Raw genomic sequence first — 13,255 nt, 5'->3', positions numbered from 1 at the left:
CTGCGGATAGTGCTCTCTTCTTGGCTGTTCTATTCGTCAACCAACTCGCGAGCGAAACGGCGAATACGAACTTTGGCGATCGCTGCGTCGGCCACGGGTAGCCCGACAGCCCGTATAGACGCACGCGAAACCGCGCAGCGGATCGACGCCAAAACGCACGCGCCGTTTGCGCCCGCGTCATTGATAGGCGACCGAAGGTCCGCATCATCACAAAAGGCTCCCCGCTATACTGAGCGCAGTGCCGGCCACCGCATCCGCAGCGAGCGCCCCTAACCCACCAACCGGCAAACCGACCTTCTCAATGCGATCAATCGACACCGTCAAATGTTGAATGGCGATCGCGCTTTGGGAAGCGTCCATTCGCGCTCCCTCGAGCGCCGTCGGAAACGCGTGAAAGAAATGCCACGCGGCCGTGGGTATCCCCGTGGAGGGGACCGCGCTGATGCCACCCGTCGGCGTATGGTAATCCGTCATCAGAAAGATCGTGCCGTTCATCCGACTCACACTGCCGGAAATGGTCGAGTGATACCAGTCCCACATCGGATCGAGCAGCGTCAGCCCTTTCGAAAACACGAGCTCATTGCAGGTCGTTCGGCCAGGCAGCCTATGCTCGCACTCGTTCACGCCGCCCTCTCGCACCGTGTGAACTTCCGTCTTCCAACCGACGCCCTCCACCGAGCTAAAGCTGCCAAGCGCGAAACTCGCCCCAATCCCACCTGCGATTTTTTTCATCGCACCCAGAATGCCGCCCGACCCACCTAAATCAGGATGCAGAATGACGCGAAAGTTGTAGGTTTTAACCGGCTCCTGCGCCTGGTTGAGGGCAGTTTTCGCTATGCCGCCGAGAGAAAAGCTCATGCATCACCCGTTAAAGACATATGCCGATTGTCGATCGCGCATTCACCACATCTCGCGAATATCGATCCCACGCGGCCGGTCCGACTGCTCCGCCTCCGCATTGATCTTCTCGTTGATCCTGCTGATCTCCTCACACCATCGCCGCCGCTCCGCATGCGCCATCGAACAGATGTCCTCGCGCGACCAATGAAGGTGATAAGCGATGAACGCTATCTCCTCATAAAGTTGGCCCGAAGGGGCAGCGAGTCGACGTTTCCCTGGGCGGCCTCCTGCAGCCGGCCGCGGGCTGCCTGTTCATTCGATTCGTCATCGCCCCCGTTCTTTTCTTCGTACAGGCGAATCAGAAAATCGAAATCCGCCACAAATAGATTGCCGATGACATCGGGGCTGACGATGTCGAGCGACCCCAGTTGCGTAACGACACGCGCGAGCACGACGACTGGGTGGTAAGCGGGATTTGCTTGTACGCGAGCGTCCCGCATGGTTACGATCTCGTCGGCTGCGGTTGCCAGACGCATGATGCCTTCTTTATGCAATGTGCCGTCGGCCCCTGCGTATCCTATGGGCAGTGTGAATTTGAATTCGGTGCTAATCGGATCTCCCATCGCGGCCTCTCAGATAGTTTGGGTTATCGATGAAACAGTCACTGATCTCGCGACATCCGTTCAACCACCAGATCGAGCGTCTCGATCATCACTTCGGCGCTGCTCGCGTTTAGGCCGCTCGATTGATAAGTCGTCGGAAACGCGCCAAAGAACGACCACTTCGCGGCGATCTTGCTGATGTCGGTGTCGTACAAGATGATCGTTCCATGGCGCCGCGCGTTCTGCCCCGAGGTCCCGGTGGCTATGATCATTTGGTGCCATTCATATAGGTCTAAGGAGGCCGTAATACCGCGTTTCAACGAAACGTTTCCATACGTGGCCATGCCCGAGAGCCGCCGGCGGCCCGGCGACTTATCCGTTCCTTCTCGGTAGTCGACGGTATCGATCGTGATGTCCGGTATCGTCACCTCCGAGAAGGAAGCCGATATCTTCGGGACGATGTCTACATGGAAGCGGAATCCGCGAAAGGGATCTTGAACTAAAGTAGCCATGCAACACCTCCATTAGGAACCAGAGCTCGGCGAGCCAGTGATCTGCGAAATAGTGACCACCACGAACTCGGCGGGAGACAATACTGCTAAGCCGACTGCGATATTAAGGATGCCCTTCGCCCGTTGGTCCGGCGGGTTGTTGGTGTCGTCGCAGGTGACGAAAAATGCTTGATCCACGGTAGCGCCATAGAGTGCGCCCATGTTCCACAAAGAAGTCAAAAAGGCGGTCGTTTCGCGGACCACGGTGGTATATAAAATTTCGGTGATGTTCTGGAACACCACCCATTGGAGGCCCGCCTTGATGGTTTGCTCGACATACGTCAGGAATCGACGGACGGAGACGTACTTAGTTTGCGTGCCGGGATTGAGCGTGCGGGCGCCATAGATCGTGATGCCGTAGCCTGAGATCGGGCGGATTACGTTGATGCCGTGCGGATTACACGTATCTTGGTCGCTCTCGGATAGCCATCCCGTCAACGCCGTCGCTGTCGTTACGCGTCCGTTGACGACGCCCGCAGGAGAGACCCAGACTCCCGCATTCATGTCCGTGTTGGCGTATAGACCAAGCACAGCGCCGCTCGGGGGGACCGGGACGCTGTAACCCGAAATGGGATTCAGGACAACGATATACGGGTAGTAGATGGCTGCGTGGTCGTTGATCACTGGTAGGTTGTCCGTCCCGCCCGTGACGAAATCCACGATATTTTGCGTGTCCGAGGGAATATCGACGTACGGCGAGTCGATCACGTAGAACATGTTGGGCAGATGCTTGAAGGCGGTGAATACAGAACTAATGACGTCCTTCAGTGGCTTCGCAGCGGTGGCAGCGGTCGCAGGGTCCAGGTCCGACATGTCTATGATCGCGGCGTCGGGGATTGCGATTAAGGTTGCATCCGGGACGGCTGACACCGCCTTCAATGCGGGGCCGTAGAATGCTGCGTTGTAGGTGACCGTATCGCCATTAGCGAACTTGACAAGCGTCGACGAGCGGTCGCCGCCCGAGTTCACCTCGGATGTATCAACCGTTTGCACACGGATAAACATCGACTTCGCATTGACCTGATCTTGGAGGGGGCATGTCGAAGCCCCAGCAGGCGGATTCAGGCTCGCAGCGTTGAACGCACCATAAGATTCGAGAATGTAGAAGTTGTCCTGGCTGGCAGGACCAATAGGGGTCGGCTTAATTGCGTTCGTCGTAATGTAAACTTTTAAAAGTTTCGCCCATACCGATGAGGATGCCGCCAGGTCCGTCTCATCGACAACAACGTTGAGCGTAAAGGTGTTTGCAGCCTTCCCTGCGGCCGGAGCGGGCCCCGCGTCCAACGTCACCACCTGCACAAGGTCATTGGGCCAATCGCCCATGCTTGCCGCGGCGATGTGCAGTTTCGCAAACGGGTCGGATAGATCGAAATTTGCCACCGTCGGTGGCGGATCATCGGCAACGCCGATGACGTAGCAGAACGCCCCGCCTAGGGCGAAGAACTCGAACACCGCAGCGCCAACCTGCGCACCAAACACGAACGAGCCATACCGCGCTTGATAATCGGCCCATCCCCTTACCGGCCGAGCAACGTTGCGGTCGCCGTCGGCAAGTCTTTCGGTAGCGCCGATAAACACGGGAATCGACGTGGATGCGCCCGTCATCGACGGCAGCCCCGGCAGCTCTTTGATGTATACGCCCGGATGCAAAAGATTGCTAACGTCGGACATGCTCAGATCTCCTTATGCATGCGCTGCCTATGTGTTAAACGTGTGAAAACGGTGACGCCAACCGGTTTGAACAATGGTCCTGCAGGGGCCACTCTCGACACTACGGCGTAGGTCACGCGGCAGAGATCGCAACCCTTATCGATCATTGCGCGCTCCCCTGGTTCATCGGCGCCGCGCTCACCTGCATTTCCTTCAGGATGTCGACAGGGAGTTCTCGCGGCGAAGGAATGCGCACTGCCGGGACCTTATACAGCCGAGTCAGGTGATACGTTTTCGGAGAAAACGCGGCCCACAGATCGCGAAGTTCATGAATAGACGACGCCTCGGGGATCACAGCGAGCGACGCGTTGCCGCTTTGCTGGAGCGTCGCCATTAGATACTCATCGGGTATCCGGCCGCAGGTGTCGAGCAGATTCGCGAGCCCGTTGGCGATGATCTGTTCGTTCTCGCCGGAAGTACCGTATGCCACCACCATGTAGGTCAAATCGAGCGCGAGCGGTGCAAGCCTCATTACGGGGGGAAGAACCTGTTCGGTCGAAGTCTCCCGCCATAGGATGCTTGCGGGCGTGTTGCGCAAATATGGATCGATTTCGATCTGGTAGAGATAAAGCGTCGCGCTGTTTTGCTTAGTGCCGTCCCAATCTGCGGGAGAATCCAGCGAGATTGTCGCTTCGGTGAGGAGCGGAACATAAGCGCCGATGAACCGGCGCAGTGATTCGCTCACTGACGGGATGATCGTGGATCGGTCAAGGATTGGGTCGGACATTGCCGGGTCACTAAATGTTAGGCCGTCATCTCGGTGTCAGCGCAGAACTTGCGCATTGCTGAAGTAGTATGAATCAGCGTTGGCAGCACGGACAGTACAAACGCTTGCAGTCTTAGTGGACCTGATTTCGAGTTCGACGATACGGACCGGGCCCCACCAAAATTTGGAAATAGGGCGAAGGAAGCGTTAGCGCGCATGTGGCGAGATCCGATTCATCCGTGATGATGAGCTCACGTCAGCAGATGTGGTCCGAAGTTGCGCCGGCTCGGTTTTCGATCAAACCAATCAAAAACAGGAGCTCGCTATGAGTGGTGCGTCGCCAGCCGTATCACATTCACGCCAGACCTTGGCACGTAAACTGATTCTTAATTTGTCACACTGCGCCACCGAAACCGAGCCTGCAACCGATTTAGAAACAATTGTCGCCTATATTGAATTTGACTTCCATCATTAATCTAGCCACTCTGGAATTCATAACACCGCTCAATACACCAAACCCAATCTTCCCACACATTATAAAGAAGTGCATGCGGGGGAGATCATCTACGCCAATCTGATTATGCGGCTGGCACAAAATCGATTGACACCGATGATATTCAGCACCTCTAATCTTACTGCGTCAATAAATTCATGCCATTATAGAAACTTGTTCATCCATGGCGTGAGGAATGATGGACTTGGAGACGTCATTCAAGGCGTATCTGGCACATTTGTGTGAAGCGCTTGGGCATAACGACCGCGAATCAGGATTGAGGGGCTATTGCCAAGGGCTGATGCTGCCGATTCGGCGCAAGAGCGTAGAGCCGCTGGCGGCACATCTGGAGCCGGAGCATGCGGGCGCGCGGCACCAGTCGCTGCATCATTTCGTGGCGAAGTCGGAATGGTCTGATGAGGCGCTGCTTGAGCAGGTGCGGCGCTGGGTGCTGCCGCACATGGACCCGACTGGCGGGTTGTACTGGACCATTGACGACACGGGTTTTCCCAAGAAGGGCGAGCATTCGGTCGGTGTGGCGCGGCAATACTGTGGCCAACTGGGCAAGCAGGACAACTGCCAGGTGGCGGTGAGTCTGTCGGTGGCGACGGCAGAGGCAAGCTTGCCGGTGCCGTATCGGTTGTATCTGCCGCGTGAATGGTGCGACGCTCCCGAGCGACGACAGAAAGCCGGCGTGTCCGAGCAAATCGAGTTTGCAACCAAACCGGAGATTGCGGCCGGGCAGTTGCGCGAAGCCAGGCAAAGTGGCGCGCCCGACGGTTTCGTTCTGGCCGATGCTGGCTATGGAGACGACACCTCGTTTCGCGAGGCCGTCAGCGAACTCGGCTTGCAGTATGCGGTGGGCATTCGCTCGAACACACGCGTATGGGCGCCGGGTACGGCTCCTCTGCCGCCCGAGCCCTCCGCGGGGAAGTCGGGCCAGCCGCGCAGCTTATTACGGCGGGCGCCGGGGCATGAGCCGATCGGCGTCAAAGATCTGGCCTTGACGCTCGATGCCTCGCACTATCGCACGGTGATATGGCGTGAAGGCACGTGTACCGCACTCAGTTCGCGCTTTGCCGCCGTGCGTGTGCGTGCTTCACACCGCGATTACTGGCGTCCCACACTGCGCGAGGAGGAATGGCTGCTGATCGAATGGCCCGAAGGTGATGCCGAACCGCTCAAATATTGGCTTTCGACATTGCCCCTAGACACGACACTCGAACGTCTGGTTCATGTCGCCAGGATGCGCTGGCGTATCGAGCGGGACTATCAGGATCTCAAGCAGGAATTCGGCCTGGGACACTTCGAAGGACGTGGCTGGCGTGGATTCCACCACCATGCATCATTGTGCATTGCTGCCTATGGGTTTCTTGTTGCTCAACGCCTGATACAAGGTGGCAGTAAAAAAACTCTGCGATCCGCAATCCATTTGCCTTACCCTCGGATTACGTGCCACGCGGGTCCCCAGCGCGCGCAGCGCCACGTGGCTGATTCCATCACCACGTTGCGATGGCGTATCGCTGCTTACATCGCGCGCCGGCTCCAGCGATGTCCGTTTTGTTCAGCTTCCAATACTGATTTATTGACACAGTAAGACTAAGACACTGCCGAACGAGTCGCGAGCGGCGCGAGATCCGCCGACGCAACGCAAGCGTATGCTCGTCAGGCATCCAGACTTCGGCAAAAAGCCGCCCGCATATAGCTGGGCCAATACGGCGTCATCGATCTTGTCCGTCTTGACGCGCGCCTCTGCGATCAGCCGCACTTGCAGCGGATTGGCGGTCGCCACATACGCGACATGCGCACGCAGCACATTGACGATGGCAGCGGCGTTGCCCGTCGCCTCAAGCACCACATGGTCAGTCGCGCGCAGCTTCGCAGCAAAGCGTTCCAGTTCGTCGCGTCGCAACCCGGTTCGGCCGCCGGCGTGCAGCGTGCCATGCTCCAGATAGGCGACCTCGGCCACGGAGCGCGAAACGTCTAACCCTACGATTCGCATAATCGTCTCCCGTTTCAGGTCACTGTCGGGAACTGGTGGGACAGCACGACAACTATGGATTCGCGCTCGCAGCGCAACCGGGCGGGTCGGAAGGGTGGCGAACTACTAACACGAGCTTGCGGCTCATCGTATAACAACGGCCTGCCCCCCCGAAGTGCTCCCCAGTGCCCCTTGTCCCGGATGGTCACACCATACGCCCAAACCGCTCAGCACGGGACCGTGAGGCACCGGCTATATCATGCCGGTTACAAACGCCATCGAGAGTATGAACATGCAACTGCGCAAGATCATCAAAACCCGTGGTCACTTCCCGAACGACGAGGCGGCGATTCAGCTGCTCCGGCTGGCGCTGCGCAATCTGCTGGCCAAAAAGGTGCGCTCGGTCTTCGATTGGAAATCAGCCATGAACCAGTCTGCTATCCTGTTCGGCGAGCGATTTACGCAAGCGCGCGGCTAACGATTTGTTCAACCGTCTCGGCGACAAAAATACAGCAGGTTCTTTTCGTTCGACCAAATCAAATACAGAACCGCACTAACAGAGCCGCCCCATGAGTGGCGCAATGCAACCCGCGTCGCATTTACACATGCCTTCGGCGCGAGAAACGATGTCGATTTCACACATTCGAAACATCGAACTGACCCCATCGCACGTCGTTATGCACACAATTCTCGACGCAAAGTCGACCCCGAAAACCGCTCAAATCGAATGTCGCAGTCGTTGCCGATAACTGCGGCCCACCTGCTCAGATCAGACTGTGCAACAGCTCGCCGACGGAGTGAACTAACAGCCTCCAGTTTATGACGCGATTCATAGTGGAAACGGTGTAAAGCCGCTAACGACGTATTTCGGCAGTTGGATGCCTACCTGTGCAACGGCGACCACATCAGGATCCAAATCAGCCGCCAATGCAAGACAGTCGCGCTCGGTCGACGAGGCTTGTCCACTCTGATCGGGAATGGCACCGAGTTCAATGGAAAGCTCAAGCGTAGCTTCGCCGGCGCCAGAGGCCACAGCGGACGAGCCGCATATCAACTCGATCCGGTGCTCCTCCATTATCAACTGCAATGAAGGGCCCCCGTCCGCCACTTGAACTCCGAGGCCTCGTCCGAAAACGGCCGGTGCTCCTAGTGACCATCTTGCGGTCCGCCCATAGAAAGATCGTGGCTGAAGCTCGAACGCGACCGCTTTACCCGGTTTGAGCCCGCGAAGCTTCAGCCTTATCGTTTCGAAGCCCTCAGTTTGCTCTGTCAACGTCGCACTAAACGGACCACGACGCCATTCCAGCGGCTGCTGGAACGGCAAGCACGCCATCACTTTCGCATCAGCATTGACATTGCAGTATCCGTCAATATTTCTAATTTCATTTTTGCACTTCAAGAAAGCACTCAACGAAAAAGAATCGCTCGAATTTCTTCCACCCACTTGCTTCGAACCTGTCTGAATCGAAATTACAGACTCAGCCACCTCAATACCGTGCACGCACGAAGATTGCAGGCCACCTAGGTCTAGCGGGTTCAACGAAAATCCAACTTCACCGAACTCCGCATTTCCGATCGACCATGCGACACCGGGCGTATTCAGCTCCAGACTGAGACTTTGCTCGTGAATAACGCCACTAAATTTCAACACGATCGGCACCAGTGTCGCTTCATCACTCATCGCAATCTCCATTCGATTATCGATCTAAAATCAAACTAAATGATCCTTGAACGTTTACCACACGATCAACAAGAGACTCGATTTCCATATGTGCGCCCGGCGGCAAATCGATCGATCCCGTGACGCACAAATCGACGTGATGAATGTACAATCGAATACGGATTTCCGCACACTCTTCGTTGTTAGATAGCAATACCGATTTCTTGTTCACTATGAAGCGGTTGACATGCAGCAATGCGCCCGGGACAGATGCTGCCAACGAAACCCCCACACGGCGATTGCCGACGAAAGCGTCGCCCCAACACGCCGTGGCATCTTGACTCAACGTTATTTGAATCTGCTGATTCGCACGAAGTGCGTATATGGAGAGCGTGACCGGGTGGACCTTCATGTGTGCCGCCTCGGCCCCGACCACTCCGTCCGAAGCCATGTCCGCCAATTGTTCCATTGCTTTCTCCTTCGGCGCTGCGAAACACACACGTTCCCAAATGACGCTCGCCAACATACGCATCTTTTTGAGCGCGGCAACTTATCGGCTCACATCAAAACTCGAAATAGATCAAATTTCCGTCTCTCAATACTTGAGTACTCTTATTGAAATTAACGGTCGCATAAACATCCGACGAGGCTTGAAGGCCACATGAGGTCGCATCGCTTGCCCACCAAATATTCAAACCCAATCCTATATCTTGCGGATTAGTAACAGTATCAGGATAATCAAGAGTGATTACATCCGAGGTAATTTGAACTTGAGACGCGACTAGTCCTTTCGAAGGATCACCATAAGTCAGACTGAATTTCGTAAGCGCCCCAAAGTTCAACGGATAAAGACCAAAGACGAACGTGCCCGGATTTTCGCTTCCATCCGCGGCAAGTAAATTGATCGTACTTAGATCATCCGGGCTCATTGATGATGCGTGAATAAAGATAGTACATGCCCCAGAATTACCGTACGGCAACTCCGTGAACTTGCTTCTACGCAGATCGGTCGATTTCATGGTCACTCCAAATTTTCAACTACAGCGAAAGTGAGCACAATGGCGGCAATTAGCAACACCGATTGTGATTTCCATTTAAAAACCTTGCGAATGCAACTAGAGATTAGCGCTTACCGGAAATTCAACGGTTCCGGCACCATTATCAAAATCTGTCATCGTTTTGTTATAATCGCCTTGGGTTTTTGTCACCCAACAAGCCTGAATGTTCGAGTTTGTCTTTCCGCCGTCGCGCTGCATGGTCAGGTCGGTCACCTTGTCCTTATACCAAACGTAGAATGCGAAGTAATATGTTGCAGAACCTGATGCCGGAAAATTGGATGCTAGAGTGATCTGTACATTGCGCGGATTGACTTCCATCGCGTAAATTGGGACGCTCAAATCCGTGAGTGAATTATCCCCCGTAGATGATCCCCATATTTGAAAATAGACCTCTCCAGCAGTGTTTGACGTGTAGGGACCAGAATCATCCGGAGGATACGGCGCAATTACGCAAGAATCCGGGTTTTTATCGTCATTTGTCCCTTTTGAAGTATTTTTTAAGTCGAACTTGATGACCTCGCCTTTCTTAAGATTTTGCATCTTAAGAACGAATCCTGCGGCGTCCTTCCACGGAGACTTCGGATCCGTCGGCGGAACACCAGAAATTGGATTTCCCGTAACAGTCGACATAGTTTTCTCCAAAGGTTGTTTCGTGTGCGCATCATCTTTCGCATCCTGCGGAAGCATGGAGACGCGTCACGGCGAATATCAGTCGTGATTTGAATGGCACGGGCACGCCATCACTCCAATTTCCCCGGGCCAGTGTGGGGATGTTCTCCCTGAACGCATTATGGGCGAATCGCCGTCACGCAAAACTGCATACCCTTGTAGCCCCCCGTTTTTATCGCGGGGAGTGACGCACATACTGGTATGCACCACCTCATTTCACTGAAACATAGCTCTGTCGCACGCCGAAACCGAAATCGAAGATAAGGTTGTCGAATGCCTGCGCGTTTGCCACGCAGCGATTGCGACCCAGACGCGATTTCACTTTGAAAGTCCACTATCTGAGCGCAAGTCGCTCAATGCAACAACCGAAGCATTCTTGGTCGAACGCGTTCGGTGTGATCGTCGGTATGCTATGGAGGAGCGGCGGTCACGCCAAGAGACCAACCGCGCGAATGCATGTGCGCACCACTCACCTACGGAGCCAAGCATGACCTTACAGTCCCTCAATACGCTTAACGGTCTCGGTCCATGTCTAGCTCGTATGAGCGATCCGTGCATGCGCGTGCCTGCCCGGCCAGCCCAGATGAGAAGATGCGGACACCGTTAGACAAAGTTTCCAGCCTAATTCAGCAACGGGGAGCTGCAAAGCTATGTTCATTGACACGAGAGCCAATGTGACCGCTGATACAATGTTTGTACATCTCACGTCCGCCAAGATGTCCATCGACAGTATTTTTAAGATCAATGATTGCAGAACCGAGGACGAGGTCAGGGATGCAATTTGCAATGCAGCCTACACCGCCGGACTTGACTATTTTCATTACATGGGCGATTTTTACCTCGATCGTCACAATCGCATCCGCAAGATGCTAACCAATTTCCCCAAAGAGTGGATCGAAAGATATGCTGCATGCGAATACGAAAAAGTAGATCCGGCATTAGAGCACGCCTTTTCGCATGTAACGCCCTTGATTTGGTCGAATTTTTGCATAAGAAATGAACCTTCCGAGCAACAGCGATACTTGAATGATGCGCGTCAGCACGGGATCGGGAATGGCATTAGCTTTCCTATTCAAACGAGAAATGGAGACAACGCCATTCTTAGTTTTGCAAACACGGCGAGCAGAAGCAATACGGATGACATTCTGCTAGGAACCCTTGCCGGAGGTAGCCTCGCGGCAACGTTCGTTCATGACTCCATGCGCCGAATCGTCGATAAAGAACGAAACGTATTGCAGGCGCCGCTTACACACAGAGAGCTCGAATGCCTACGCTGGATCGCGATCGGTAAATCGAACTGGGAAATCGCGATGATCTTCGGCATGACGGAGCACGGCGTCGTCTATTACGTGCGCAAGCTTCTGTGGAAACTGGGCGCGAATAGTCGCCATCAAGCCGTCGATCGCGCCACAGCTTGCGGGTTACTGTAAGCGGATCGCGCCTGGTCCCCTCACGGGCGCTAGATCATCTTCGGCACCTGCCATTTGCGTCGATATTCTTTCAACTTTCTGACAGTTACCGCTAAGCGTAAGCGTCGTCGCGCGGCACCTAGGTATTACCCCTCACTCCGCCATTCCCAACCCTGCGTCCACTTAAAGAGCGCGTACACTTCCCATACCCAGGGGTGATGCTTGCCGCTCCACAAGAGCGCCAAAACGCCGAATCACGAAAACACCAAGCATCCGAATGGAATCAACCAGTACGCAAAATCTGGAGCCAAAAGGAGAGCCAACGAAATGACTTGGACCAAGGAACAACGAAACGTAACGATCGCCGCCTACCTGGGCTGGACGCTCGACGCATTCGACTTCTTTCTCATGGTGTTCGTGCTGAAAGACATCGCCGCCGAATTCCATACGAAAATCCCCGAGGTCGCTTTCGCCATCACCTTGACGCTCGCCATGCGTCCCATCGGCGCGCTGATCTTCGGCCGTCTTGCCGACAAGTTCGGCCGGCGCCCGACGCTGATGGTCAACGTCGCCTGCTACTCGCTGCTCGAACTGGTGTCGGGCTTCTCGCCGAACCTGGCCACGCTGCTCGTTCTGCGCGCGCTATTTGGTATCGCCATGGGCGGCGAATGGGGCGTGGGCTCTGCGTTGACGATGGAAACCATTCCGGCCCGCTCCCGCGGGGCCGTGTCCGGCCTCTTGCAAGCCGGCTACCCGAGCGGCTATCTGATCGCTTCGATCGTGTTCGGCGTGCTCTATCAATACATCGGCTGGCGCGGCATGTTTTTCGTCGGCGTCGTCCCGGCACTGCTCGTGCTCTATATCCGCGGCAACGTGCAGGAATCGCCTGCCTGGAAGGCGCTCGACGCAAAACGCGTTCGCCCTGGCCTGCTTGCCACGTTCAAGAAGCATTGGACGCTCGCGCTGTACTCGATCATTCTGATGACGGCATTCAACTTCTTCTCGCACGGCACGCAGGATCTCTATCCTACGTTCCTGCGCGAGCAGCATCACTTCGATCCGCATACGGTGTCGATCATCGCTATCGTGCTGAACATAGGCGCGATCGTGGGCGGGCTGTTCTTCGGTACGCTCTCCGAAAAAATCGGCCGCCGCCGTGCGATTTGCATCGCCGCATTGATCGCGCTGCCGGTGTTGCCGTTGTGGGCTTTCTCGAGCGGCGCCGTCATGCTCGCGATCGGCGCGTTCCTGATGCAGATCTCGGTGCAAGGTGCCTGGGGCGTCATCCCCGTTCATCTGAACGAGATCTCGCCTGACGAAGTACGCGCGACATTTCCCGGGCTCGTCTATCAGCTCGGCAACCTGATCGCATCGGTCAATGCGACGTTGCAGGCGTCGTTCGCCGTCAGCTCGGGCAATAACTATGCCTTGGCGCTGGCGGTCGTCGCAGGTATCGCTTCGGTAGTCATTGCCATCTTCATCCTGTTCGGGCCCGAAAAACGCGGCATCGATATGACGCGTTCGGCGCAGGAAGTCGCGACGTCCTCGACGGTCTAGCATTTGCGATCTGCGACAT

Annotated in this window: 12 protein-coding genes and 3 pseudogenes; 4 read left to right on the top strand and 11 right to left on the bottom strand. The window is 55.5% G+C overall.

Going from position 1 to position 13,255, the window contains the following annotated elements; genetic code table 11:
* Positions 1–207: 207 nt before the first annotated feature.
* The 6 genes from C0Z19_RS14555 to C0Z19_RS14535 form a co-directional block, all read right to left on the bottom strand.
* The gene (locus C0Z19_RS14555) at positions 208–858 is read right to left on the bottom strand and encodes a phage tail protein (protein WP_102610539.1); all 651 of its coding nucleotides are present in this window, start codon (positions 856–858) and stop codon (positions 208–210) included.
* Between the two features lie 42 nt (positions 859–900).
* Entirely contained in the window at positions 901–1,029 is a 129-nt protein-coding gene (locus C0Z19_RS29020) for a DUF6760 family protein (RefSeq protein ID WP_332882216.1), read from the bottom strand.
* A gap of 38 nt (positions 1,030–1,067) precedes the next feature.
* On the bottom strand, positions 1,068–1,463 hold the full coding sequence (locus C0Z19_RS14550) for a hypothetical protein (protein ID WP_199180778.1): 396 nt from the start codon (positions 1,461–1,463) through the stop codon (positions 1,068–1,070).
* 38 nt (positions 1,464–1,501) lie between these two features.
* Entirely contained in the window at positions 1,502–1,954 is a 453-nt protein-coding gene (locus tag C0Z19_RS14545; RefSeq protein WP_102610538.1) for a phage tail protein, read from the bottom strand.
* Positions 1,955–1,966: 12 nt separating this feature from the next.
* Positions 1,967–3,664 carry a phage tail sheath family protein gene (locus C0Z19_RS14540; protein WP_102610537.1) on the bottom strand — a complete coding sequence of 566 codons (1,698 nt, stop codon included), beginning with the start codon at positions 3,662–3,664 and terminating at the stop codon, positions 1,967–1,969.
* Between the two features lie 142 nt (positions 3,665–3,806).
* Positions 3,807–4,388 carry a Pvc16 family protein gene (locus C0Z19_RS14535; RefSeq protein WP_158242986.1) on the bottom strand — a complete coding sequence of 194 codons (582 nt, stop codon included), beginning with the start codon at positions 4,386–4,388 and terminating at the stop codon, positions 3,807–3,809.
* Positions 4,389–5,101: 713 nt separating this feature from the next.
* Here C0Z19_RS14535 and C0Z19_RS14530 point away from each other — a divergent pair.
* Positions 5,102–6,483 (top strand): annotated as a pseudogene (locus C0Z19_RS14530) (IS701 family transposase).
* Positions 6,484–6,509: 26 nt separating this feature from the next.
* Here the strand turns inward: C0Z19_RS14530 and C0Z19_RS14525 are convergent.
* A pseudogene (locus C0Z19_RS14525) lies at positions 6,510–6,904 on the bottom strand (IS110 family transposase); the annotation flags it as partial.
* A gap of 235 nt (positions 6,905–7,139) precedes the next feature.
* Here C0Z19_RS14525 and C0Z19_RS14515 point away from each other — a divergent pair.
* Positions 7,140–7,361: pseudogene (locus C0Z19_RS14515) on the top strand (transposase); the annotation flags it as partial.
* Between the two features lie 351 nt (positions 7,362–7,712).
* Here C0Z19_RS14515 and C0Z19_RS14510 read toward each other — a convergent pair.
* The 4 genes from C0Z19_RS14510 to C0Z19_RS27975 form a co-directional block, all read right to left on the bottom strand.
* Positions 7,713–8,576, bottom strand: coding sequence for a hypothetical protein (locus tag C0Z19_RS14510; RefSeq protein ID WP_102610534.1), 864 nt, complete (start codon positions 8,574–8,576; stop codon positions 7,713–7,715).
* A 4-nt stretch (positions 8,577–8,580) separates the two neighbouring features.
* On the bottom strand, positions 8,581–9,012 hold the full coding sequence (locus C0Z19_RS14505) for a hypothetical protein (RefSeq protein WP_146012066.1): 432 nt from the start codon (positions 9,010–9,012) through the stop codon (positions 8,581–8,583).
* Positions 9,013–9,106: 94 nt separating this feature from the next.
* Positions 9,107–9,562, bottom strand: coding sequence for a hypothetical protein (locus tag C0Z19_RS27980; protein WP_146012065.1), 456 nt, complete (start codon positions 9,560–9,562; stop codon positions 9,107–9,109).
* Positions 9,563–9,658: 96 nt separating this feature from the next.
* Positions 9,659–10,288: a hypothetical protein gene (locus C0Z19_RS27975; RefSeq protein WP_146012064.1), complete on the bottom strand. Its 630-nt coding sequence runs from the start codon at positions 10,286–10,288 to the stop codon at positions 9,659–9,661.
* A gap of 656 nt (positions 10,289–10,944) precedes the next feature.
* On the opposite strand from C0Z19_RS27975, the gene C0Z19_RS14495 reads away from it, so the two are divergent.
* Both C0Z19_RS14495 and C0Z19_RS14490 read left to right on the top strand, forming a co-directional pair.
* Positions 10,945–11,700, top strand: a complete 756-nt coding sequence (locus C0Z19_RS14495; RefSeq protein WP_158242985.1) for a helix-turn-helix transcriptional regulator — start codon at positions 10,945–10,947, stop codon at positions 11,698–11,700.
* Between the two features lie 306 nt (positions 11,701–12,006).
* A complete protein-coding gene (locus tag C0Z19_RS14490; protein WP_102610530.1) occupies positions 12,007–13,236 on the top strand; it encodes an MFS transporter in 1,230 nt (409 codons plus the stop codon).
* Positions 13,237–13,255 lie beyond the last annotated feature (19 nt).

Origin of the sequence: Trinickia soli (assembly GCF_002879855.1) — a bacterium.
GTDB classification, from domain to species: domain Bacteria; phylum Pseudomonadota; class Gammaproteobacteria; order Burkholderiales; family Burkholderiaceae; genus Trinickia; species Trinickia soli.
The sequence above is the reverse complement of the archived record's forward strand: the minus strand, read 5'-3'. Positions and strand labels throughout refer to the sequence as shown.